The organism is Paeniglutamicibacter antarcticus (assembly GCF_039544305.1).
Lineage (GTDB): Bacteria > Actinomycetota > Actinomycetes > Actinomycetales > Micrococcaceae > Paeniglutamicibacter > Paeniglutamicibacter antarcticus_C.
The window spans coordinates 213,563-233,252 of record NZ_BAABLK010000028.1 but is presented as its reverse complement, the minus strand read 5'-3'; the positions used below and the strand labels follow the sequence as shown (position 1 = coordinate 233,252).

General features: G+C 63.8%; 18 protein-coding genes and 1 pseudogene. 10 read left to right on the top strand and 9 right to left on the bottom strand.

The window, feature by feature from the left end; all coding sequences use genetic code 11:
* Positions 1–276 precede the first annotated feature (276 nt).
* From ABEA12_RS10015 to ABEA12_RS09990, 6 genes are all read left to right on the top strand, one after another.
* Entirely contained in the window at positions 277–1,593 is a 1,317-nt protein-coding gene (locus tag ABEA12_RS10015) for an HRDC domain-containing protein (RefSeq protein WP_210101115.1), read from the top strand.
* Positions 1,594–1,707: 114 nt separating this feature from the next.
* Positions 1,708–2,946 carry a thiolase family protein gene (locus ABEA12_RS10010; protein WP_210101116.1) on the top strand — a complete coding sequence of 413 codons (1,239 nt, stop codon included), beginning with the start codon at positions 1,708–1,710 and terminating at the stop codon, positions 2,944–2,946.
* 4 nt (positions 2,947–2,950) lie between these two features.
* Positions 2,951–5,080: a 3-hydroxyacyl-CoA dehydrogenase NAD-binding domain-containing protein gene (locus ABEA12_RS10005; RefSeq protein ID WP_210101117.1), complete on the top strand. Its 2,130-nt coding sequence runs from the start codon at positions 2,951–2,953 to the stop codon at positions 5,078–5,080.
* 115 nt (positions 5,081–5,195) lie between these two features.
* The gene (locus tag ABEA12_RS10000) at positions 5,196–5,627 is read left to right on the top strand and encodes a QcrA and Rieske domain-containing protein (protein WP_210101118.1); all 432 of its coding nucleotides are present in this window, start codon (positions 5,196–5,198) and stop codon (positions 5,625–5,627) included.
* Between the two features lie 97 nt (positions 5,628–5,724).
* The gene (locus ABEA12_RS09995; protein ID WP_210101119.1) at positions 5,725–6,204 is read left to right on the top strand and encodes a QcrA and Rieske domain-containing protein; all 480 of its coding nucleotides are present in this window, start codon (positions 5,725–5,727) and stop codon (positions 6,202–6,204) included.
* A 364-nt stretch (positions 6,205–6,568) separates the two neighbouring features.
* Entirely contained in the window at positions 6,569–6,958 is a 390-nt protein-coding gene (locus ABEA12_RS09990) for a cysteine hydrolase family protein (protein WP_210101120.1), read from the top strand.
* Between the two features lie 7 nt (positions 6,959–6,965).
* Here ABEA12_RS09990 and ABEA12_RS09985 read toward each other — a convergent pair whose 3' ends face one another.
* Positions 6,966–7,628, bottom strand: coding sequence for a hypothetical protein (locus ABEA12_RS09985; RefSeq protein ID WP_210101121.1), 663 nt, complete (start codon positions 7,626–7,628; stop codon positions 6,966–6,968).
* Between the two features lie 139 nt (positions 7,629–7,767).
* Entirely contained in the window at positions 7,768–8,751 is a 984-nt protein-coding gene (locus ABEA12_RS09980) for an aldo/keto reductase (RefSeq protein WP_345467920.1), read from the bottom strand.
* A gap of 183 nt (positions 8,752–8,934) precedes the next feature.
* Between ABEA12_RS09980 and argG the strand changes: the two genes are divergently transcribed.
* The 3 genes and pseudogenes from argG (at position 8,935) to ABEA12_RS09965 (ending at position 11,527) form a co-directional block, all read left to right on the top strand.
* Positions 8,935–10,362, top strand: a complete 1,428-nt coding sequence (gene argG, locus ABEA12_RS09975) for an argininosuccinate synthase (protein ID WP_210101122.1) — start codon at positions 8,935–8,937, stop codon at positions 10,360–10,362.
* A 158-nt stretch (positions 10,363–10,520) separates the two neighbouring features.
* A pseudogene (locus ABEA12_RS09970) lies at positions 10,521–11,048 on the top strand (maleylpyruvate isomerase family mycothiol-dependent enzyme); the annotation flags it as partial.
* Entirely contained in the window at positions 11,045–11,527 is a 483-nt protein-coding gene (locus tag ABEA12_RS09965) for a hypothetical protein (protein ID WP_210101123.1), read from the top strand. The pseudogene ABEA12_RS09970 and the gene ABEA12_RS09965, both read left to right, overlap by 4 nt.
* 108 nt (positions 11,528–11,635) lie before the next feature.
* Here the strand turns inward: ABEA12_RS09965 and ABEA12_RS09960 are convergent, their stop codons facing one another.
* The 7 genes from ABEA12_RS09960 to dxs form a co-directional block, all read right to left on the bottom strand.
* Entirely contained in the window at positions 11,636–11,827 is a 192-nt protein-coding gene (locus ABEA12_RS09960) for a hypothetical protein (RefSeq protein WP_345467915.1), read from the bottom strand.
* Between the two features lie 806 nt (positions 11,828–12,633).
* Positions 12,634–12,984: a hypothetical protein gene (locus tag ABEA12_RS09955; RefSeq protein ID WP_345467912.1), complete on the bottom strand. Its 351-nt coding sequence runs from the start codon at positions 12,982–12,984 to the stop codon at positions 12,634–12,636.
* 318 nt (positions 12,985–13,302) lie between these two features.
* Positions 13,303–13,743 carry a GNAT family N-acetyltransferase gene (locus tag ABEA12_RS09950; RefSeq protein ID WP_345467909.1) on the bottom strand — a complete coding sequence of 147 codons (441 nt, stop codon included), beginning with the start codon at positions 13,741–13,743 and terminating at the stop codon, positions 13,303–13,305.
* A gap of 113 nt (positions 13,744–13,856) precedes the next feature.
* The gene (locus ABEA12_RS09945) at positions 13,857–15,011 is read right to left on the bottom strand and encodes a baeRF3 domain-containing protein (RefSeq protein WP_210101125.1); all 1,155 of its coding nucleotides are present in this window, start codon (positions 15,009–15,011) and stop codon (positions 13,857–13,859) included.
* Positions 15,012–15,211: 200 nt separating this feature from the next.
* A complete protein-coding gene (locus ABEA12_RS09940; protein WP_210101126.1) occupies positions 15,212–15,784 on the bottom strand; it encodes a hypothetical protein in 573 nt (190 codons plus the stop codon).
* 13 nt (positions 15,785–15,797) lie between these two features.
* Positions 15,798–16,397 carry a DUF402 domain-containing protein gene (locus ABEA12_RS09935; protein ID WP_345467904.1) on the bottom strand — a complete coding sequence of 200 codons (600 nt, stop codon included), beginning with the start codon at positions 16,395–16,397 and terminating at the stop codon, positions 15,798–15,800.
* Positions 16,394–18,361, bottom strand: coding sequence for a 1-deoxy-D-xylulose-5-phosphate synthase (gene dxs, locus ABEA12_RS09930; RefSeq protein ID WP_210101127.1), 1,968 nt, complete (start codon positions 18,359–18,361; stop codon positions 16,394–16,396). Before dxs ends, ABEA12_RS09935 begins: the two co-directional genes overlap by 4 nt.
* Before the next feature lie 163 nt (positions 18,362–18,524).
* On the opposite strand from dxs, the gene ABEA12_RS09925 reads away from it, so the two are divergent.
* The gene (locus ABEA12_RS09925; protein WP_210101128.1) at positions 18,525–18,998 is read left to right on the top strand and encodes an arsenate-mycothiol transferase ArsC; all 474 of its coding nucleotides are present in this window, start codon (positions 18,525–18,527) and stop codon (positions 18,996–18,998) included.
* Positions 18,999–19,690: the final 692 nt, after the last annotated feature.

The window sequence follows — 19,690 nt, the reverse complement described above, 5'->3', positions numbered from 1 at the left end:
CTTCATGGGTCCGCTGCAAAAACTCTCACCTTATACCGTGGGATGGGGTCCTTTCCGATGTTCGAACAGCCGAATCCGCTCACGCGGTCGACAGGCTTGCCAAGTCCCTGCGACGTGGTCGTTCCTGGTCCCTGCGCAACTCCTGAAGCCGCTGTATCTGAACACGGCGGCAACAACGGATTTTTTGCTTTTCCGCCGGCTGCCCTTCCCGTAACCACGCCCGGGCACCGGAGCGCCGCCCGCTGTCCAGGTGACAGGTATTAGAATCGGTACATCATGACCCGTATTGAACACGCACCGAAGCCCACCAGCAACCCTGCCGAACACGCGTCGGCCGCACCGGAAACGGACCCGGCACCGACCGCTGAGCCGCAACAGGAGCAACCGGAACCGATCCTGCTGGACACCCCGCGGGACGGGGTTCCCGAGGTCATCACAACCGTCCCGGGCTTGCAACGCGCAGCACGGGCCATTGCCGCCGGAAACGGCCCCGTGGCCGTGGACGCAGAACGGGCATCGGGTTTCCGCTATGGCCAACGTGCCTTCCTGATCCAGCTTCGCCGTGCCGGGGCCGGCAGTTGGCTGATCGACCCGGTCCCCTTCACCAACCTGGACGAGATCCAGGAGGCCATCGGTGAGGAGATCTGGATCCTGCACGCCGCCTCCCAGGATCTTCCCTGCCTGCGCGAGCTTGGCATGTCCCCCGCCCGGCTCTTCGACACCGAGCTTGCTGCCCGTATTGCCGGGTTGCCGCGCGTTGGGCTGGGCCCGGCCGTGGAGTCGCTGTTGGGGCTGCGTCTTGCCAAGGAGCATTCGGCCGCTGACTGGTCCACCCGCCCGCTGCCCGAGCCGTGGCTGCGCTACGCCGCGCTCGACGTCGAGGTACTCGATGAGCTGCGCATCGAACTGATCAATCTGCTCGAAGCCGACGGCAAGCTAGAGTACGCCGAGCAGGAATTCGAGGCCGTGCGAACCGCGCCTCCTGCACTGCCGCGCGTTGATCCCTGGCGCCGTACCTCTGGCCTGCACCAGATCCGTGACCGCCGGACCCTCGCCGCAGTGCGCGCTCTATGGGAAACCCGCGAGTCCCTGGCCCAGACCCGCGACGTGGCACCGGGCCGGCTCATCCCTGACTCCTCGCTGGTTGTCGCGGCCAAGGCCATGCCCAAGAGCGTTCCAGCCCTGCTGAAGACACCAGGTTTCCATGGCCGCTCGGCAGCAAAGGATGCCCCAAAGTGGCTTCGCGCGCTCCAGGACGCCGCCGCAACCGAGGACCTGCCGCCGAACCAGGTGCCCTCGAACTCCCCTCCCCCGCCCAAGGTCTGGGCCGACAAGGACCCGGTGGCAGCCGCCCGCCTGGCCACTGCACGGGCACGGGTTGCCCGTGTCGCAGAGTCGTTGAACATCCCCACGGAAAACCTGCTGACCCCGGACACCCTGCGCCGGCTGTGCTGGAGCCCGCCGGAGGAGATCGACCTCGACACCGTCTCCGAAACGTTGCGCTCACTCGGTGCCCGCCGGTGGCAGGTCGAGTTGGTGGGTCCGTTGCTCACCGTGGCACTGCTTGACCCGGAGGAACTGGCCGAGCGTTAACCGCGCCACGGGCAGGAATTCCGGTCACCGGGCGTGGCTCCGCTTGCACTATAAGTTACTCACCAGTAGCGTATGGGTTGGATCACATCCCCATCCCGATCACAAGGAGTACCGGTGAGCCCCCAGCCAGTGAACACGCGCAATGCGCGCAAGGTCCGCGACGTCGTCTTCGTCGACGGTGTCCGCACCCCCTTCGGCAAGGCCGGAGACAAGGGCATCTACCACGGCACGCGCGCCGACGACCTCGTCGTGAAGTGCATCCGCGATCTGATGCGCCGCAATCCGTCGCTGCCTGCCGAACGGGTCGACGAGGTGGCCATCGCCGCCACCACACAGACCGGCGACCAGGGCCTGACCATCGGACGCACCGCCGCCCTGCTGGCCGGCCTGCCCCAGTCGGTCCCCGGCTTCGCCATCGACAGGATGTGCGCCGGAGCCATGACGGCGGTGACAACCACTGCCGGGTCCATCGCCTTTGGTGCCTATGACGTGGTCATCGCCGGCGGTGTCGAACACATGGGCAACCACCCGATGAGCGAAGGCGCCGACCCGAACCCGCGCTTCATGTCCGAACGCCTGGTGGATCCCGCGGCACTGAATATGGGAAACACCGCCGAAAACCTCCACGACCGCTTCCCCGAGATCACCAAGGACCGCACCGATGCCTACGCGGCTGCCTCTCAGGCCAAGCTCGCAGCGGCATACGCTTCCGGGGACATCCAGCCGGACCTCGTTCCGGTGGCGGCACGCCGGCCCGGCGAGGGCTTCGCACTGAACACCGTCGACGAACCACCGCGTCCGGGCACCACCGTGGAATCCTTGGCGGAGCTGCGCACCCCCTTCCGCGCCCACGGCCGGGTCACCGCAGGCAACGCCGCCGGGCTGAACGACGGGGCGACCGCAGCGGTGCTGGCCAGCGCCGAGGCCGCGGTGGAACTTGGGCTGAACGTGAAGATGCGCCTGGTCTCCTACGCCTTCGCCGGGGTCGACCCCTCGGTCATGGGCATCGGACCGGTCCCGGCCACCGAGAAAGCACTGGCCCAGGCCGGACTTGGCATCGAAGACGTCGGGCTGTTCGAGATCAACGAGGCATTCGCCGTCCAAGTGCTCTCCTTCCTTGACCACTACGGCATCAAGGACACCGACGAGCGGGTGAACCGCTACGGCGGCGCCATCGCCGTGGGCCACCCACTGGCGTCCTCGGGCGTACGCCTGATGACCCAGCTGGCCCGCCAGTTCGAGCAGGATCCCAGCGTCCGCTACGGCCTGACCACCATGTGCATCGGTCTGGGCATGGGCGGCACCGTCATCTGGGAAAACCCGCACCATGCAGACTTCGGAAAGGATGCCTAAGGCCATGAACCAGAGCACCATTGAACATTTCGCTTCCCTCGCAGCGTTGGTCCCCAACGAGATCATCACCCACTCGCTGATCAAGGACACCGTGTTGCCCAGCGGGAAGAAGATCGCGCTACTGACCCTTGACAACGGGTTTGACCACACCAAGCCCACCACGCTGGGCCCCAACACCCTGCTGGAACTCCACGCCGTGCTCACAGAGCAAAAGCAGCGTGCCGCCAACGGCGAGATCCAGGGCCTGGCCCTCACCGGAAAGCCGCATTTCCTGGTGGCCGGCGCTGACCTCAACGGCGTCAAGTCCCTTGCCTCGGCTGAAAACGGTGCGGCCATGGCCACCCTGGGACACGCCTGCTACGACATGCTGGCAGATCTCGGCGTACCGAGCTTTGCGTTCATCAACGGTGTTGCCCTCGGTGGCGGCCTGGAGATCGCGCTGGCGTGCACCTACCGCACCGTTTCCACCGGCGCCAACGGCATCGGCCTGCCCGAGGCCTTCATCGGGCTGGTACCCGGTTGGGGCGGGGTCTACCGGCTCCCGCGCCTGATCGGCCCCGAGGCCGCCATGACGGTGATGATCGAAAACCCACTGAACAACAACCGCTCGATCAACGGTGTCACCGCCGCAAAGCTCGGCATTGCCGACACCATCTTCGAGCCCGCAGATTTCCTCGAGCAGTCCCTGCTCTGGGCCGATCGCATCCTGGGCGGCGCCGAGGTGCCGCGGCCCAACGCCGCCGAGCCCGTGGGCAACCCGGAGGTGGCAGCACGCTGGAGCGCCGCGGCAAACAAGGCCCGCGCGTTCGTGGAAGCCAAGATCTCCAACGCCGCACCGGCACCGGCCAAGGTGCTTGAGGTCTTCGAGGCCGGAGCCTCGATCACGCAAAAGGAATCGGCGGTGCTGGAAATCGCGGCACTGACCGAACTGATGCAGACCAACGCCTTCCACAACACCGTCTACGCATTCCTGGACCTGGTGCAGAAGCGCTCCAAGCGTCCCGCCGGCGCCCCGGACAAGAAGCTGGCCCGTCCGGTCACCAAGGTCGGCGTTGTCGGTGCAGGTCTCATGGCCGGACAGCTGGCGCTGCTTTTCGCCAAGAACATCAAGGTCCCGGTGGTCATCACGGACATCGACGCCGCACGCGTGGAAAATGGGCTGGCCCACATCCACTCAGAGGTCGATAAGCAGCTGGCCAAGGGACGCATTTCCTCCGACGCCGCAAACCGAACCAAGGCGCTGGTCACCGGCTCGGTGTCCAAGGAGGCCTTCGCCGATGCCGACTTCGTCATCGAGGCGGTCTTTGAGGAACTTGCCGTCAAGAAGCAGGTCTTTGCCGAGGTGGAGGCCGTGGTCTCCACCGAGTGCATCCTTGCCACCAACACCTCCTCGCTCTCGGTCACCGAGATGGGCCGGGACCTGGCGCACCCCGAGCGCCTTGTTGGCTTCCACTTCTTCAACCCCGTGGCGCAGATGCCGTTGCTGGAGATCGCGCGGGCAGAGAAGTCCGACGACGTCACCTTGGCCACCGCTTTTGCCCTGGGCAAGGCGCTGCGCAAGACCAGCGTACTGGTCAAGGACGAGGCCGCATTCGTGGTCAACAGGATCCTGCTGCGTTTGATGGGCGAGATCGCCAACGCCTTCGACGAAGGCACAGATGCTTCGGTCGCGGACGGCGCGCTGCGGCCCATGGGTCTTCCCATGAGCCCGTTCACGCTGCTGGCCATGGTCGGCATCCCCGTGGCCAACCACGTCTCCGAGTCGCTGCACGGAGCATTCGGCGAGCGCTTCCACGTCTCGAAGAACCAGCAGGTGCTGATCGAGCACGGCATCAAGTCTTTGTGGGCACCCACCCCCGACGGCGGCCAAAAGATCCCTGCCTCCACCTTGGAGCTGCTGGAGTTCGGGAACAACCCGAGCACGGGGCAGGAACTGCTCGTGCGCACCCAAGATGCGTTGGCCCAGGAAATCGGGTTGATGCTCGCCGAGGGTGTGGTTGCGGGTCCCGAGGATATCGACCTGTGCATGATCATGGGTGCCGGCTGGCCAATGCACCTGGGCGGCATCACCCCGTACCTCGACCAGGTCGGGGCCTCCGAGAGGGTCAACGGCAAGAAGTTCCACCAGCACTGATCGCGGTTTCACCGATCCGTGAAGGCCGGGTGATGGCTTCGGTGATCACCCGGCCTTCACCTTGCCCGGCAGCCCTCCCATCGACCTTGGCAGCGAAGTGCGCGACACTGTGGATATGAGACATCACATCGAACTCTCGCCCTCGCGCAGAACGGTTCTTGAGGCCTCCTTAATGGCCGGGGTCTCAGTGACTTTGGTTTCGTGCGGATCCGGCAAGGATGGCCAGAAAGTCCCCGAGCCGACAGGCAAGGCCTTCGACGCACTGGAACTGGACAAGCTTCCGGTCAAGGGCAGCGCTTCGGTGAGCGTCAACGGCCACAATTACCTGCTTTACCGACCGGACGAGTCCACCGTGCTTGCTTACACTTCGGTGTGTACGCACCAGGGGTGCAAGGTCGGCACCGGAAGCGGGACCACGTTCAAGTGCCCCTGCCACGGATCGGAGTACTCCAAGCTTGACGGGTCGGTAACCCAGGGGCCGGCCCCGAAGTCCTTGGAGCGCTATGCAACGCAGGTCCACGGCAAGGAGATCACGCTCTTCCTCTAGGCATTCCCCGGGACGGCCGGCATCCGTGGAGCGCTGTAAGTGACGTCGCACCCACTGCTGCCGGGCGGTTGCGCCCGTGCATGGAATGATTGGTTTCATGAGTTTGCCTATCCCTGACTGCACCCGCCGCGCCTTTGTCGGAACCACCGTGGCGGCAAGTGCCACCCTGGCCTTGGCCGCCTGCGGCGACGGGTCCTCCGCCGCACCGAACAACGAGCCGTCGGCCCCGCCCGAGCCCGAAGGCGAGGCCACCATCGTTGCAACCACCAGGGAGCTGCCCGTGGGCGCACGCCTGTCGGTGGCGGCCAAGCGCACCCGGGGTGATGACACCGGCAAGGAGGCAGGTTTCCTGCTCTTTCGCCCCACCAAGGAATCGGTATTGGCGTACACCGCCATCTGCACCCACCAGGGGTGCGCAGTGACCACCAAGGCACCCAAGGGCGAAGACTTCTACTGCCCCTGCCACGGCTCTTCCTTCGAACCCTCCGACGGCAAGGCCATGGCCGGTCCGGCACGCGATGCCCTTGAACGTTTCGCGGCCGAGATCAACGGCGAGGACGTCCTGATCTACGTCTAGGGCTGCCGGCTTCCCTGCGCGTGGCTCTTCCCTTGCCGCCGGATGCGCAATAGGTACGTGGGCGGCGGGGTCACCAACGGGTCCACCCCCGCAGCCTGCCTTTAAGGAGTTGCCCACCCAGGACCAACGAGTCCACAGCGGTGGTGTTCATCGAGTTCCAGAACGATTCCACTTCCCCGGAGGATTCCTGCACGATGCAGTCAAGGGCTCCATGGCGGCAAACTCCACGATGGAGAACGCCACCAAGGTCCTGGAGGCCGCTCGCGAACACGGGGCCACGGTGATCCACTCCCCCATCAGTATCGCTCCAGGCTAGAACGAGATCTCTTCGCACCCCTATGGGATCCTTAAGGGCGTGGTGGACGTGACCGCCTTTGTGAAGGGCCAATGGGGCGCAGACTTCGATGAACGCTTCGCCCCGGAGCCCAAGGATATCGTGATCGAGGGCAAACGCGGACTGGACGCCTTTGGCAGCACCAACCTGGATTTCATCCTGCGTTCCAAGGGCATCAACAAGGTGGTGTTTGCCGGGTTCCTGACCAATCGCGGCGTTGAATCGACAATGCGCTCCGCCTACGAGCGCGGCTTCAAGGTCGTGACACTCACCGATGCCGTTGCCGCAAACTCCGTTGAGGAAGGTGAATCCTCGGTGCGCTTCAACTACCCGATGTTTTCCACCCCCGCCACGAGCGATCAGTTCATTGCAACACTCGAGTCCTCGACAACGCTGCCGGAATCCTCCCGCGGCTATTAGAAAACCCCTAGGTTTGGGTGCCAAAGCCCCGGGTCATGAACTCGACGGTCCCCTCACCCAGGCCCGAGAGCGAGAGCCAACCCGCCTCGCTGGGATCACCGGGAACGCGATAGCTGTTGAGGCTTTCGCCCCATTGGGTCCGCACCAACTCGTTGTCCTTGTTGATCCAATGGGTTGCCACCAACACCCCGTCGACCCGGGATTCGAAGCGGAGGGTCAAGATCGCGCTTCCGTTCCGGCCCGACCACTGCTCGGCTTGCCCGACCCGTTGGATCGTGGCGTTTGGTTCGGCGGGGAGCGCCTTTGCCAGCTGGTGGGTCTCGGGGGCGGACTCGTTCAGCCTCCAGTACGCCACGGTTTTTTCCGGGGACTCGACGGCCTTCATCAGCATCAATACGTCCCCGAAGCTTGGCATTGAGCTCGCCGGCAGTCCTTGGGCCTCACGGCGCATCAAGGCGGCCTGGTCCAGGCCCAGGTCCTTGTACCAGCTCACCTCCCAGGTCTCGGCCGGGGCGTCGAGGTGGACCCGGGACTCTGCCTTGTACGGTTCCACCCCGTCCTCGATGAGGATGCGGGTGAGCAAGACGTTGGATTCAAGGGAACGGTAGAGCACTCCAACGCGCTGTTCCTCCTGGACCAGCACTTCCCAACGTTCAAACTCCTTCAGCATGGTCCTCCCGTGGCTTGTTTGGCACTGTCGTCAAAGACGCCCACTGTACCGGCAGGTGGGCCCGGCCACCATGCCAGCCGGTCGCGTGGCACGCGACCCCGGGAGCATTCTTCCCGGTGGCGTCTGGGTCGGTCACGGCTCAGAACAAGGCAATCCTTGGGGTCCTGGGGAAGATGGTGTCCAGTTCCGCCAAGTCTTTGCTGCTCGGCTTCCAGGAGTTCGCTCGCGCGTTTTGCTCGATCTGCCCGGGGCGGGTCGCCCCGGCTATGACGCTTGAAACGCCGGGCTGGGCCGCGAGCCAAGAAATGGCGATTTCAAGTTCGGTGAACCCCCGCTCGGCGGCAAAGTCGGAGAAGCTGCGCAACTGGGAGAAATCCACCGTGTCCATCAGGTGCTGTCGCGCATGTGTAAGCCGGGAGCCCACGGGGGCGGTGGCCCCAGAGTACTTGCCCGTCAAGAGCCCGTTCGCGAGGGGGAAGTAGGGCAACAGACCCAACGAATACGCTTGGGCCGCCGGTACCGCTTCGAGCTCGGCCCGTCGATCGAGCAGGTTGTAGTGGTTCTGCGTGGAGATGAAGCGTTCGGTGCCCTGGATGCGGGCGGTGAACTCGGCTTCGGCGATCTGCCACCCGGAATGGTTCGAATGCCCAATGTAGCGCACCTTGCCGGCACTGACCAGGCCATCGAGGGTCGCGAGGGTCTCGGCAACCGGGGTGAGCGGGTCCGGGGTATGAAATTGGTAGAGGTCGAGGTAGTCCGTTCCCAGGCGGCGCAGGGAAGCCTCAACGGCACGGATGATGTAGCTGCGCGACCCACGGGCCCCAAAATCGTTGCCGTTGGCGCCATTCATGTCCAGGCCGAATTTCGTCCCGATCACGACCTCGTCGCGGCGGGATCCCAGCGCCTTGCCCAGCATGGTTTCGGAGAGCCCGGGTTCCTTGCCGTACATGTCTGCCACGTCAAAGAAGGTGATCCCCGATTCCAGGGCGGCGTTGATGATTGCGTCGGTTCCTGCTTGGTCCTGCGTTGCGGTCCCTGCCCTGCCCAGGTTGTTACATCCCAGTCCCACGGCGGAAACCACCAGTCCCGAGGATCCCAATCGACGGTATTCCATGGTGTCCATGCGTGTTCGTCCTTTCACCTGCTGCTTCATAGAACCCGTCCGCGCGCCCACGGCGGCGCCGACGGTCGGCGGGTTCCTGATACCCGCTACTTCCAGCATGCACCATGGCGCGCACCACAGTGTGTCGGAGCCGTTGCGGGTCCGGTTCTGCCTAAACGCCCGCGAACCCTTAAGATGGGGGGTATGTCTAAAGTCCTCACCTCCCTGCCCGTTGGTGAACGCGTAGGTATCGCGTTCTCCGGTGGCCTTGATACCTCCGTCGCCGTTGCCTGGATGCGTGAAAAGGGTGCCATCCCTTACACGTACACCGGAGACCTCGGCCAATACGATGAGCCGAACATCGATGAAGTTCCCGGCCGCGCTCTGGAATACGGTGCCGAAGCCGCCCGCCTGGTCGACTGCAAGCCGGCCCTCGTCGAAGAGGGGCTGGTGGCCCTGGCCTGCGGCGCCTTCCACATCCGTTCAGGCGGAAAGTCCTACTTCAACACCACCCCGCTGGGCCGTGCCGTGACCGGCACCCTGCTGGTGCGTGCCATGCGCGAAGACGGTGTCGATGTCTGGGGCGACGGTTCGACCTACAAGGGCAACGACATCGAGCGGTTCTACCGCTACGGGTTGCTCTCGAACCCGAAGCTTCGCATCTACAAGCCGTGGCTCGACCCGGAATTCGTGCACGAACTCGGTGGTCGTTCGGAAATGAGCGAATGGCTCACCGAACGCAACTTCCCGTACCGCGACTCCGCCGAAAAGGCCTACTCCACCGATGCCAACATCTGGGGCGCCACCCACGAGGCCAAGACCCTGGAACTGCTCAACACCTCGCTGGAATCGGTTCAGCCGATTATGGGAGTGCGCTACTGGGACGAATCCGTGGCCATCAAGACCGAAGACGTCTCGGTGACCTTCGAGGCCGGCCGCCCCGTCGCCATCAACGGTGTCGAATTCGCCGACGCCGTGGCCTTGGTCGACGAAGCCAACAAGATCGGCGGCCGTCACGGCCTGGGCATGAGCGACCAGATCGAGAACCGCATCATCGAGGCCAAGTCCCGCGGCATCTACGAGGCCCCGGCCATGGCGCTGCTGCACATCGCCTACGAGCGCCTGCTCAACGCCATCCACAACGAAGACACCGTTGCCAACTACCACGCAGAGGGCCGCCGCTTGGGCCGCCTGATGTACGAAGGCCGCTGGTTGGACCCGCAGGCACTGATGCTGCGCGAATCCCTGCAGCGCTGGGTCGGCTCCGCCGTCTCGGGCACCGTCACCGTACGCCTGCGCCGCGGCGATGACTACACGGTCATGGACACCACCGGGCCAAACCTGAGCTACCACCCGGACAAGCTCTCCATGGAACGCGTGGGCGACTCCGCTTTCGGACCGCTGGACCGCATCGGCCAACTCACCATGCGTAACCTGGACATCGCCGATTCCCGCTCACGCCTGGAGCAGTACGCCAACCAAGGCCTGTTGGGCGACAAGACCGTCAAGCTCGTCGGCGAGCTCGAGGCCGGCGGCGCCTCCGCAATCGTCGACGCCGAGGCAGTAGACCCCGATGGCTTGGCCACCGATCGCGCCTCGGAGCGCGCGGCCTTCGATTCGGGCACCGACTAAGCCTGAACCGTGCTGGGCCCTTCGGGGCCGCAGCGTCGGGCGGTGCCACCTACCGGGAGAACAGTAGGTGGCACCGCCTTTTTCATCTCTTTGCCCCGTATGCTTGCTAGACTCGCCGACAACGTGCTGCCGCAGATCGGAGGAGCCTTGTCCACCTCACCGCCGCGGCGAGCATCGGGCCGGCACGTTGGTTTGCCAGCGTGCTGGGGGCCCGTTTCGACTTCGACCTGCACAACGAGCGGCGCCTGGCCGAACACCTCGGATCCTCCCCTGCCGATACCCTCGCCCGGTTTCGCCATGTCGTGAACAGCAGCACCGCGCCGTTTGGACCGGTCCAGGCGTGGCTGGGCGAAGTGGTCGTCCATGCCCAGGATATCCGTCGTCCGCTGGGCATCGAGCACACCGTACCGATGGAAGCAGCTACATCCGTTGCCGTTTTCTATGCGGGTCGGGACTTCGCGGTGAACAGCAAGAGCACCGCCGCCGGACTCCGGTTGGTGGCCAACGACGGGCCCTTTGCCTCCGGGAACGGTCCGCTGGTCTCCGGCAGCACCTTGGCACTGGCCATGGCCATGGCCGGCCGCGGGGCCTACTGCGACGAACTCAACGGACCAGGCACCGAAACCCTGCGTACGCGATGCGGCCCCGCAGCACCTGACGATAACCAGAAAGGGCCTGGGGAATGATTAGCGACGGTCCGGCAGCCGGTTTTGCGCACGCGCTCGTGATTTCCGCTGTTCTGTTGACAGCGACGGCTTGCACTTCACTGGACGCCCTTGCGCCGCCAAGTGATGTGTCGGCCTCGGCCGATGATTCCAAGCCTCCGAGACCCGCAGTCTCATCCGGTGACGGTTCCCCCGGGCAAACCAAAGGAGAGGGCAAAACGTTCAGCGCCGAGTCCATACATGTCCTTAGCCAAAAAACCGTCACGCGCGAGACCGGAAGTTTCGTGGAAATGACGATCGAGGCCCCTGCACAGACACGGTTCCTGGTCGGTTCAGGCGATAATGCCGACACAGCGGTTCCGTGTGACGACGAACCAATGGATGGGCAGGCCGTTCTTTACCGCGTGCATTGCCCGTCGCACGGTGCCGGAGACAAGACGCTGCTCTCAATCACTTCCGATGGCGAGTTCGAATACGGGTTCAGCCAGATCCTGAAATAACCCGGCTTTCGCCAAGAGCCGCCGGCTTTCCGGAGCGCGGTGAATCTGTGATCACCAGGAAGACACGGACATCCCGGCAGCCCCGGTCACCATGGCGCTGGGACCAGTTTACAGAAAGCTGTGGGCGGGGAACGCGGTCTCCAACGTCGCTGACGGCAGCGGCTTCAAAACCATACCGCTTCCGGCGACGGCGTTTGCGTCCAACCCGATGCCGCTCGCGGACCAGCCAATGGTCCATGCCGCTGCCAGGTTCCTGACGGTCCCGCCCATTGGCGCTTCCCCGGGTGCTTTGATGTTCACCGCCACCATTGACTTGCCCCGAAACTTCCGCCCCTGCGTCTGCACGGCTGGTTTCCCAGCAGCTTCACCTCCACCGGGAGGTGGACGCGGGCGCAGTGTGGTTGCTCCGTCACCGGTTGCTGTGCCCCCCCCTTTCCATCATCAGCGCTTTGGCCGGTGCCGCCTACATGATGCCGTTTTCGATCCCCGCCGCTTTTGCCCAAGAGGAGTCATCGTGCCCATTTGGGCATCGGTGTTTGGCGGTCTCCTGGGGTCCACCACGTCAGCAGCGTCGCGGCGCAAGTCAGGATACGCGGCAACCACGCGCGGCAGCTTGGTGATTGGCTCGCTCAGCTTGTTTGCCACCTACCCTACCGTTGTTCCGCGGGTGGCCGATTTACATCCCCCCCACAAACACCATGCACGCCGTTGTCTTGAGCATGCGCGCGAGTTCCTTAAGGCAAAAACCGGTTCCGGATTCGCATCGAGGCACGCTCAAGGCCGTTCCTCGTTGTTCGGTTTGGTTCTGATAGCGCTAACGCCGCCTACACCGTCGCAAAGTATCCGACGTACGTTGGAAAAACAGCAAGGCTCCTGGAACAGCGTTATCGCAGCTGGAGCCCTATAGGAAATAGGTCTGCCCTATTTGGTTCCATTTGGCGCCGAAGGTGTCATCGTCGGCCGTCCAGGTGAAGTTGGGCCACCGCTGGGTAATCTGTTCAAGCTTGGGTCTCGAAAGTGCTTCCTCCTACGAACACATCGTGGCGATGTGGTGGATGAGCGCAACTGTCCCTTCGCTCATGATCCGAATATGGGCCCTTACACGCTTAGCTAGCTGGCAACACCAATGCGAGCCGCTGCTCTGGCGCCCACTCGTATTTGTCATCACACCGGTAACCCCTTAGCCACCTCTGTCCGTTAACGACACGGAGGTAGAATCCCTTGGGGTACTCCACGTCCTGGCTCGGCGGGTCGGAGGCGACGTGGATTGCTCCGGTCGGGGCCCGGCCTGCGGACAATACGGAGTCCGGTGCATTGGACTGCTCCGTCATCGCCAATCGCAGGTAAGGGCCGGTCACCAGCGGGCAGAGTTCAAGGCCCTGGTTCCTCGCAGTGGTGAAGACCCGTGACTGCACCGACCCGTGCTCGAAGCCAAGGTCGCGGACCGTTCGTTCCACGATCCGTAGGCTTCGAGCCTCAGGCGCATCGAACGCGGGATGAGCGAGCAGCGTCTCGCCATGGTCATTGTGCAAGATGTTCGCACGGCGCAGAAATTGGATGATCTCAACCCGGGAGTGGCCCCCGACTCGAACCACAAAACCGTCTTCCCTTAAAGTGCCTACCATGAACCGATTCTCCAGCTATTCCCGCCACACAACAAATCCCCGGGGGAAGGGCTCCCGCACACTATCCTGATACGGGCCGGCCAGCGGTGGGCGGGGGGCTACCACCACGCGTTTATCGCGCCGGGACGCCGGTTCTGGCCCTGCACGTTCCTAGCGGAACCGGGCAAACACGCGCACGGGTCCGGAGTCGAAATCTGATCCCTCACGCAGCCCCATTGCTTCATAGAAGGCTCGCTGTTGCGGTTCGTCATCGGTGATGAGCACCATATGGCGCACATGCCCGTACCGCTGCTTCACTTCGTCGAACAAGGCGCGTCCCACCCCGGTGCCTTGGGCCTCCGGGTGGACCAAGATGTCCTGCAGGTAGCAGATCGTCGCATCGTCGGAAACGGTCCGGGCCAAACCAATCAGCATTCCATCCTGGTTCCGTGCCGCAACAACGAATGCCGAGCACCGTAGCGCCTGAAAGAGCAGGTCCGGATCGTTGGTGTAGGCAACCCAGCCAACTGACCCATAGAGCGCGACGACTTCGGCGTCGGTTGCCGTGCGATTGTTGATATCGTGAAAGAGCCCATGGGGCCAGTGTTGCACGCCATCTCATCCGTTGTGTGCACTGGCTGCCCCGCCACCGGTTTTCCCGAACTGCGGGCCGCGGGTTGCCGCACCAAGCGACTACCCGGGGCCCGCATTGGCACGCGGATTTCCTAGTACCGCAGGATTGCCGCGACTTCGCTGCCGGGGGCCACGGTCTCGGAGGTAGCGAAGACCCTGCCGCTGGTGTTCAGAGTTGCCACGGCTGCCGCGTCAACGAGCTCGCAATCGGCGAACCGTTCGTCGGCGCCGAGCTGGACAACTGGTGCGTCCTCATCGGCGACACGCTCCCAGCACCACGGATCCGCCTTGACAAACAGGGTTTCCACGCGGCCCTCGGCCGCTGCCTGGACAATCGTCGCCAGGTCGCTGGAGACGCGGCCGGTTCCGTTCAGTTCCTTGAACCGATCGATGACCTTCGCGCGGTCCGCGCGAAGCCGGCTTTCGATCAGCGGCCAAGCCAACTTGTGCAGTTCCTCGGCGGAGAGCTGATCCGGGTTGCGATCAACCGACCCGTCAATGACGTTCGGGTAGTTGTTGACCTCGCGGTACGCCGAGACGAGATGGTCAAGGCCAACCAAGACCATCGGCACGGTCTGTCCGGACAGGACTTCCTTAAGCCCGTTAGACACATTGCGCAGGAATTGCTCCACCTCAAGGGACTTCAGGTGCTGGTCACCGGCGCCATGTCCGTAGAAGACGGCTGCACCTGCGCCGCGGCCCGCCTTCGCCGCTGGCCTGCTCATGGTGTCCGAGCGGGCTTCCTTGGGGGTGATGGAATCCTTCAGGCTGGTGGGAACATCGGTGAGTTGCACGTCCTCCACCGTGTTTCGACTGCCTTCCATCAAGCGGATCTCGCGCTGGCTCAGAGCCAGAACGAGGAAGTTTCCGTCACCGGAAAGCAGGCGCAGCATCGGGCCAAGGACGGGTTTGTCACCGACGGTGGCAAGCGTGGGCATCGGCGCAGCCACCCGGAAAGTGCGGTGCGAATCCTTGCCCAACAGCATCGCCAGGCCATCGCTCATGTACTGCCATTCCATGGCATCATCGCGAAGCTCACGTGCCGGAGCGAGCAGTGCGTCGATCTCCGGCCGCTTCATCGTCTTTTCAAGGGTCGCTTCGACACCGGAGACCAGATTCTTGAATCGAACCTGGTCCACCTCCACTCCCCGTCCAAATCTATGTGTCGGCATGAACAGGCAGACATGGGTCTGATCCTGCCCGGGCTCCGCCAAGGCTGCAATATCGTTGCTTGTCAACAGTTCCACGAGACCTCCTACTTTCGAATTAGGTATCCCCTCCACCATACCCCGCAGGGTTTTTTGCCTGCTTGGAGCCATATGCCCGTGGACCCGGGAACCGCATACGGACGCGACCTCCGATGCTTTCCTGGTTAGCGACCATCTCTAAGCGGAAGGGACCCGAGGGCGGTGAAAGATGTTTTACCGCCCTCGACCGGAAGCGTTGGCTAGCCCAGGGTGAAGGGGGTCTTTGCCGGCAGGGGGTAGGCCTGACGGAGCTTCTCGACATCCTCGAAAGGTGCCATGGCGATTGACAGTTTGGTGAAATCCAGCTTGGCTTCGCGCAGGCAGGTCTTGATGGCCGAGACGGCTTTTTTGGGCTCCGGGGAGAGCACACGGATGTTCAGTTTGCGCGGGCCGTAGTCCGAGGACTCCACGGTGCCCAGTCCACGCCAGGCGAGGTGGCCGACAAGGGCTTCCTTGGCGGTGCTTTCCAGATACTTGTCCCGATCGGTTCCCTCCAGGGTCTTCAGCGCGTATTGCACGATGACCCAGCCCTGGTCGGCCTCGGTGATCGTTGCGAAGCCGTCGGCCTCGCATTGTTCGGTGAACGCGGCCAGCAGGCCCTGGGCGGTTTCCTCGTTGACGTCTTTGGCCGTCTCGGTCGTGGACAGGTGCCCGACCGTTCCATGGTTCACCACGAATTGGCCAAGCGCTTCGCCTTCATAGGTGGAGAACCAGGCCTCGCGGAACTTCATGGTTCCGTCTTCGTCGCGGCGGTAGGTGCGGACTATTGACATGCGGTGGTGCTCCTTAGCGAGATGCGTTGCGTGAAAACTTTGTTCGTCCCCGGATCAGCCAGTCCGTGGCGGTGCCGTCAAAGGGCTCCGCACCCTGTCGCACAGCACCGAGCAGTTCTTGGGCTTCGGCAGCGATGCAGTCCACCAGCGCCGGGGGGTACCCCATGGCAGCGGCGTGTTCGGCGAATTCGTCCTCGTCATCGAGGAAGATCCCGCGAGAGCTCGAATCAATGACATCGAGGTCCATGTCCACCGAGTTTGCTTCCCAGCCACCGCGGGCCAGCTCGCGCCAACCGATGTTCGTGGACAAATCCAGGTAGATACGGAAGTCCTCGTCCGTGTGGTCGTAGAAGGTGCCGATCCAGTGTCCCGAGGCAGGGACCAGGCATACGGCGTCGGTTTCCGCCCAGTGCCCGTGGCCGGGCCTGGCGACAAGGGATCCTGCAGGCTGGTAGATCCAGTGGCCATGGCCGTCGTTGCCCAGGTATCGTCCGGGCACCACCCAGTGCGGCTGGCCATCGTACTTCCACGCCCGGGCCACCACCATGTCCCCCAAAACGGCTCCGGCGGGTTCGCGCGGCAGGTCCGCGGGAATGATCGGCGCAGCACTCACAGCTGGGGAATCTGTCCGGTGGGAAGTTGGGCGCCTGGCAACGGACGGGCAAAGGGTACCTTGGTGCCCAGCACCTGGGCAAGGGTGTCGTTGGCGATCCTGTCGGCACTGAGGCCGACACGGTCCATGACTTCGGTGCGGCTTCCGTGGGCCAGGAACTCGGTGGGCAGACCAACCTCGTTCAAGGCGGTGTCCACTCCGGCTGCGCGCATTTCCTGTCGGATACGTGAGCCTACGCCTCCTGCGCGGACCCCGTCCTCGACGCAGACCACGATGCGGTGCCGGGCCGCAAGACCGATGATCGAACGCGGAACAGGCAGCACCCAGCGCGGGTCGACCACCGTGACGGTGATGCCCTGCGCGTTCAGCCGGGAAGCTACGTCAAGACATATCTCGCTCATGGCGCCGACCGAGACGATCAGCACGTCGCGTTCCTCCCCGGGACCGAGCTTGACCAGGACGTCCACCCCGTCGTGCAGGCGTTGGACGGCCACGATCTCGGCACCCACGCTGCCCTTGGAGAAACGGACGACGGAGGGCGCGTCACTGATGGCCACCGCCTCGCGCAGCTCCTCGCGCAGCCGCACCGCATCGCGCGGAGCCGCAAGATGGAGGTTGGGAACGATCTGCATCAGTGCCATGTCCCACATGCCGTGATGGCTGGGTCCGTCGGGTCCGGTGACCCCTGCCCGATCCAGCACCACCGTGACCCCCGCCTTGTGCAGTGCCACGTCCATAAGCAACTGGTCGAACGCGCGGTTCAGGAAGGTGGCGTAGATGCACACCACGGGGTGCAGTCCGCCAAAGGCAAGCCCGGCTGCCGATGTCATCGCGTGCTGCTCGGCGATTCCCACGTCCAGCACGCGTGTCGGGTGCCGTTCGGCCATCGCCTTGAGGCCCACCGGCTGCAGCATGGCACCGGTGATCGCCACGATGTCGTTGCGTTCATCGGCGATTGCGGCGATTTCCTCGCCAAAGACGCTGGTCCAGGAACGTGCGGAGGCCTTGGAAATCGGTTTGCCGGTCTGCGGGTCGATCACTCCGACGGCGTGGAACTGGTCGGCTTCATCGGCGCGGGCCGGGGCAAAACCGCGGCCTTTCTCGGTCATGGCATGCACGATGACCGGTCCGGCAAAGTTCCGCGCCTGCAACAACGCCTCATCGACCGCGGCTTGGTTGTGTCCGTCGATGGGACCAATGTATTTCATGCCCAGGTCCTCGAAGAGGCCTTGGGGGGCCCACCAGTCCTTGACGCCCTTCTTGGTGGCATGCAGCGACTTGTAGGCGAACTGGCCCACCGCGCCTGAATCCTTCAGCCTCACCTTGAGGCGGTCAATGGTGTTCTCGTAGGCCGGGTGGGTGCGGAACTGGTCAAGCCGTTGGCGCAGTCCGGCGAGTTGGTCGGCCAGACCTCCCACGGTCGGAGCGTAGGAGCGTCCGTTGTCGTTGACCACGATGACCACCCGACGGTCCTTGTCCGCGGCGATGTTGTTAATCGCTTCCCACGCCATGCCGCCGGTCAACGCGCCGTCGCCGACCAACGCAACCACGTAGCGATCGGCCTCTCCGGTCAGCTTGCGGGCGCGAGAGATACCGTCGGCCCAGGACAGCGAGGAGGAGGCATGCGATGACTCCACGATATCGTGCACGGATTCGACGCGTTCGGGATATCCCGAGAGCCCGCCCTGCTGGCGCAACGTGGAAAAGTCTTGCCGACCGGTCAACAGCTTGTGGACGTAGGACTGGTGGCCGGTGTCAAAGATGATCGAGTCACGCGGTGAATCGAAGAGCTTGTGGATTCCGAGGGTTAATTCCACGACGCCGAGGTTGGGTCCAAGGTGGCCACCGGTGCGCGCCACATTGCCGATCAGGAACGTCCGGATCTCTTCGGCCAGCTGGTGCATTTCGACCATGTTCAAACCTCGGAGATCCCGGGGTCCTTTAATGGTCCGAAGCAATGACACGGTGGCAGTCCTTTCGCAGTGGCAAATACCAATTCAATCCTACCGCCCCGTATTTGTCCCCGCGGCACCATTTGCATCCGGATCCCTCCGGCCTTTCGGCGTTCCATGTAATCATGGGCGCCTAAACATTCTTCTTTCCTGCGTGCCTACGAGCACGACCCCCATGAATACCCCCGGTGATTTTCCGCGCCCGCACGTCCTTTTCGTTTGCAATACCAACGGCGGCAAACCGCAAATGGCCGCGGCGCTCTTTCGCCAGGGGGCTGGCGAAGCCGTTCACGTGCAATCGGCGGGGCCGGTACCGGCCCACCACGGCAATGGGCTCGCCGCAGAGGTGATGGCCGCAAATCGTGTCGACATGCAGTTCGAGTTGCCCTCCGAATTGGCCGGGGAGCGGCTGAGCGCGGCCGATCGGGTCATCATCATGGGCCAGACACGGGTCCAGGAGCTTGAAGGCGTCACCATGGAATGCTGGGTTCCGCGCAAAGCGCCGACTTCGCTGGCCAATGATCGCGAGCGCATGGAATTTATGCGCTCCGATCTTGAAGCCAGGGTGGCGCAGCTGGACCGCGACATCGTGCAGGCCAAAGCCCGGGACACTCCCCCGGTGGTTGGGACCAACGTCGCTCGGGAATAGCCCACAGGTACTCCTCGACGTCCTCCCCCACCGCGAAAGCCTCTACGCGATCGGTTTCAAGCAACTCAGTAACCAGTTCCTGGCTACCGGCAATGATTGTCGAGTCGTAGTCCACTTCCGTGACCATGACCCATGCACGGTCATCGGGCCATACGAGGCTCGGTGACTGGGATATCCAGTCATGAAGAATCCACGGAGCCTGCAACGGCCACCCGCGATCGGAGAATGCTGATATACCTGCAGCGTAAAATTGGTGGGTCCTGCCCGGCAACTCCAGGCACGCAGGTTTCGGTTGCTTCGCCGGCGTGCTCCTGGCGGCCCGCAGGCCACCGAGCAACCTGCCGAGCCGGTGGGCTCTCACCTGCACCTCCGAGGAGAAGTACGGCATAGAAACCCCGGAGCCCCAGCCCTCCCAGATGGCCGCGACACCCGATTCCGGGGTTCCGGTGTGGCGTGAGAGCACAGCTGCGAGTCGCTCCAAGGTATCCAGATCAAGGTTCCCTTCTTCGCTTTGGCCATAGCGCCAGCCATCGGCAGTGAACCATTCCTCATGCACGTTGGTCCGGGCAGGGAGTATGTCTGCGCTTTGTGTGTAGGGACCCCGCCGCCTGGAGGTGGCTGCGGCAAGTTCCGCCCAGGAACCGGGTTCCCTTTCGATATCCAGGCACATGGAGGCATCCACGGTGTCTTAG

Coding starts and splice junctions, on each gene's coding strand:
- ABEA12_RS09940 (WP_210101126.1), bottom strand. CDS start 15,784: ATGTCAATAGTCCGCACCTACCGCCGCGACGAAGACGGAACCATGAAG.
- ABEA12_RS09985 (WP_210101121.1), bottom strand. CDS start 7,628: ATGCTGAAGGAGTTTGAACGTTGGGAAGTGCTGGTCCAGGAGGAACAG.
- ABEA12_RS09980 (WP_345467920.1), bottom strand. CDS start 8,751: ATGGACACCATGGAATACCGTCGATTGGGATCCTCGGGACTGGTGGTT.
- ABEA12_RS10005 (WP_210101117.1), top strand. CDS start 2,951: ATGAACCAGAGCACCATTGAACATTTCGCTTCCCTCGCAGCGTTGGTC.
- ABEA12_RS10015 (WP_210101115.1), top strand. CDS start 277: ATGACCCGTATTGAACACGCACCGAAGCCCACCAGCAACCCTGCCGAA.
- ABEA12_RS09925 (WP_210101128.1), top strand. CDS start 18,525: ATGAATACCCCCGGTGATTTTCCGCGCCCGCACGTCCTTTTCGTTTGC.
- ABEA12_RS10000 (WP_210101118.1), top strand. CDS start 5,196: ATGAGACATCACATCGAACTCTCGCCCTCGCGCAGAACGGTTCTTGAG.
- ABEA12_RS09965 (WP_210101123.1), top strand. CDS start 11,045: ATGATTAGCGACGGTCCGGCAGCCGGTTTTGCGCACGCGCTCGTGATT.
- argG (WP_210101122.1), top strand. CDS start 8,935: ATGTCTAAAGTCCTCACCTCCCTGCCCGTTGGTGAACGCGTAGGTATC.
- ABEA12_RS09995 (WP_210101119.1), top strand. CDS start 5,725: ATGAGTTTGCCTATCCCTGACTGCACCCGCCGCGCCTTTGTCGGAACC.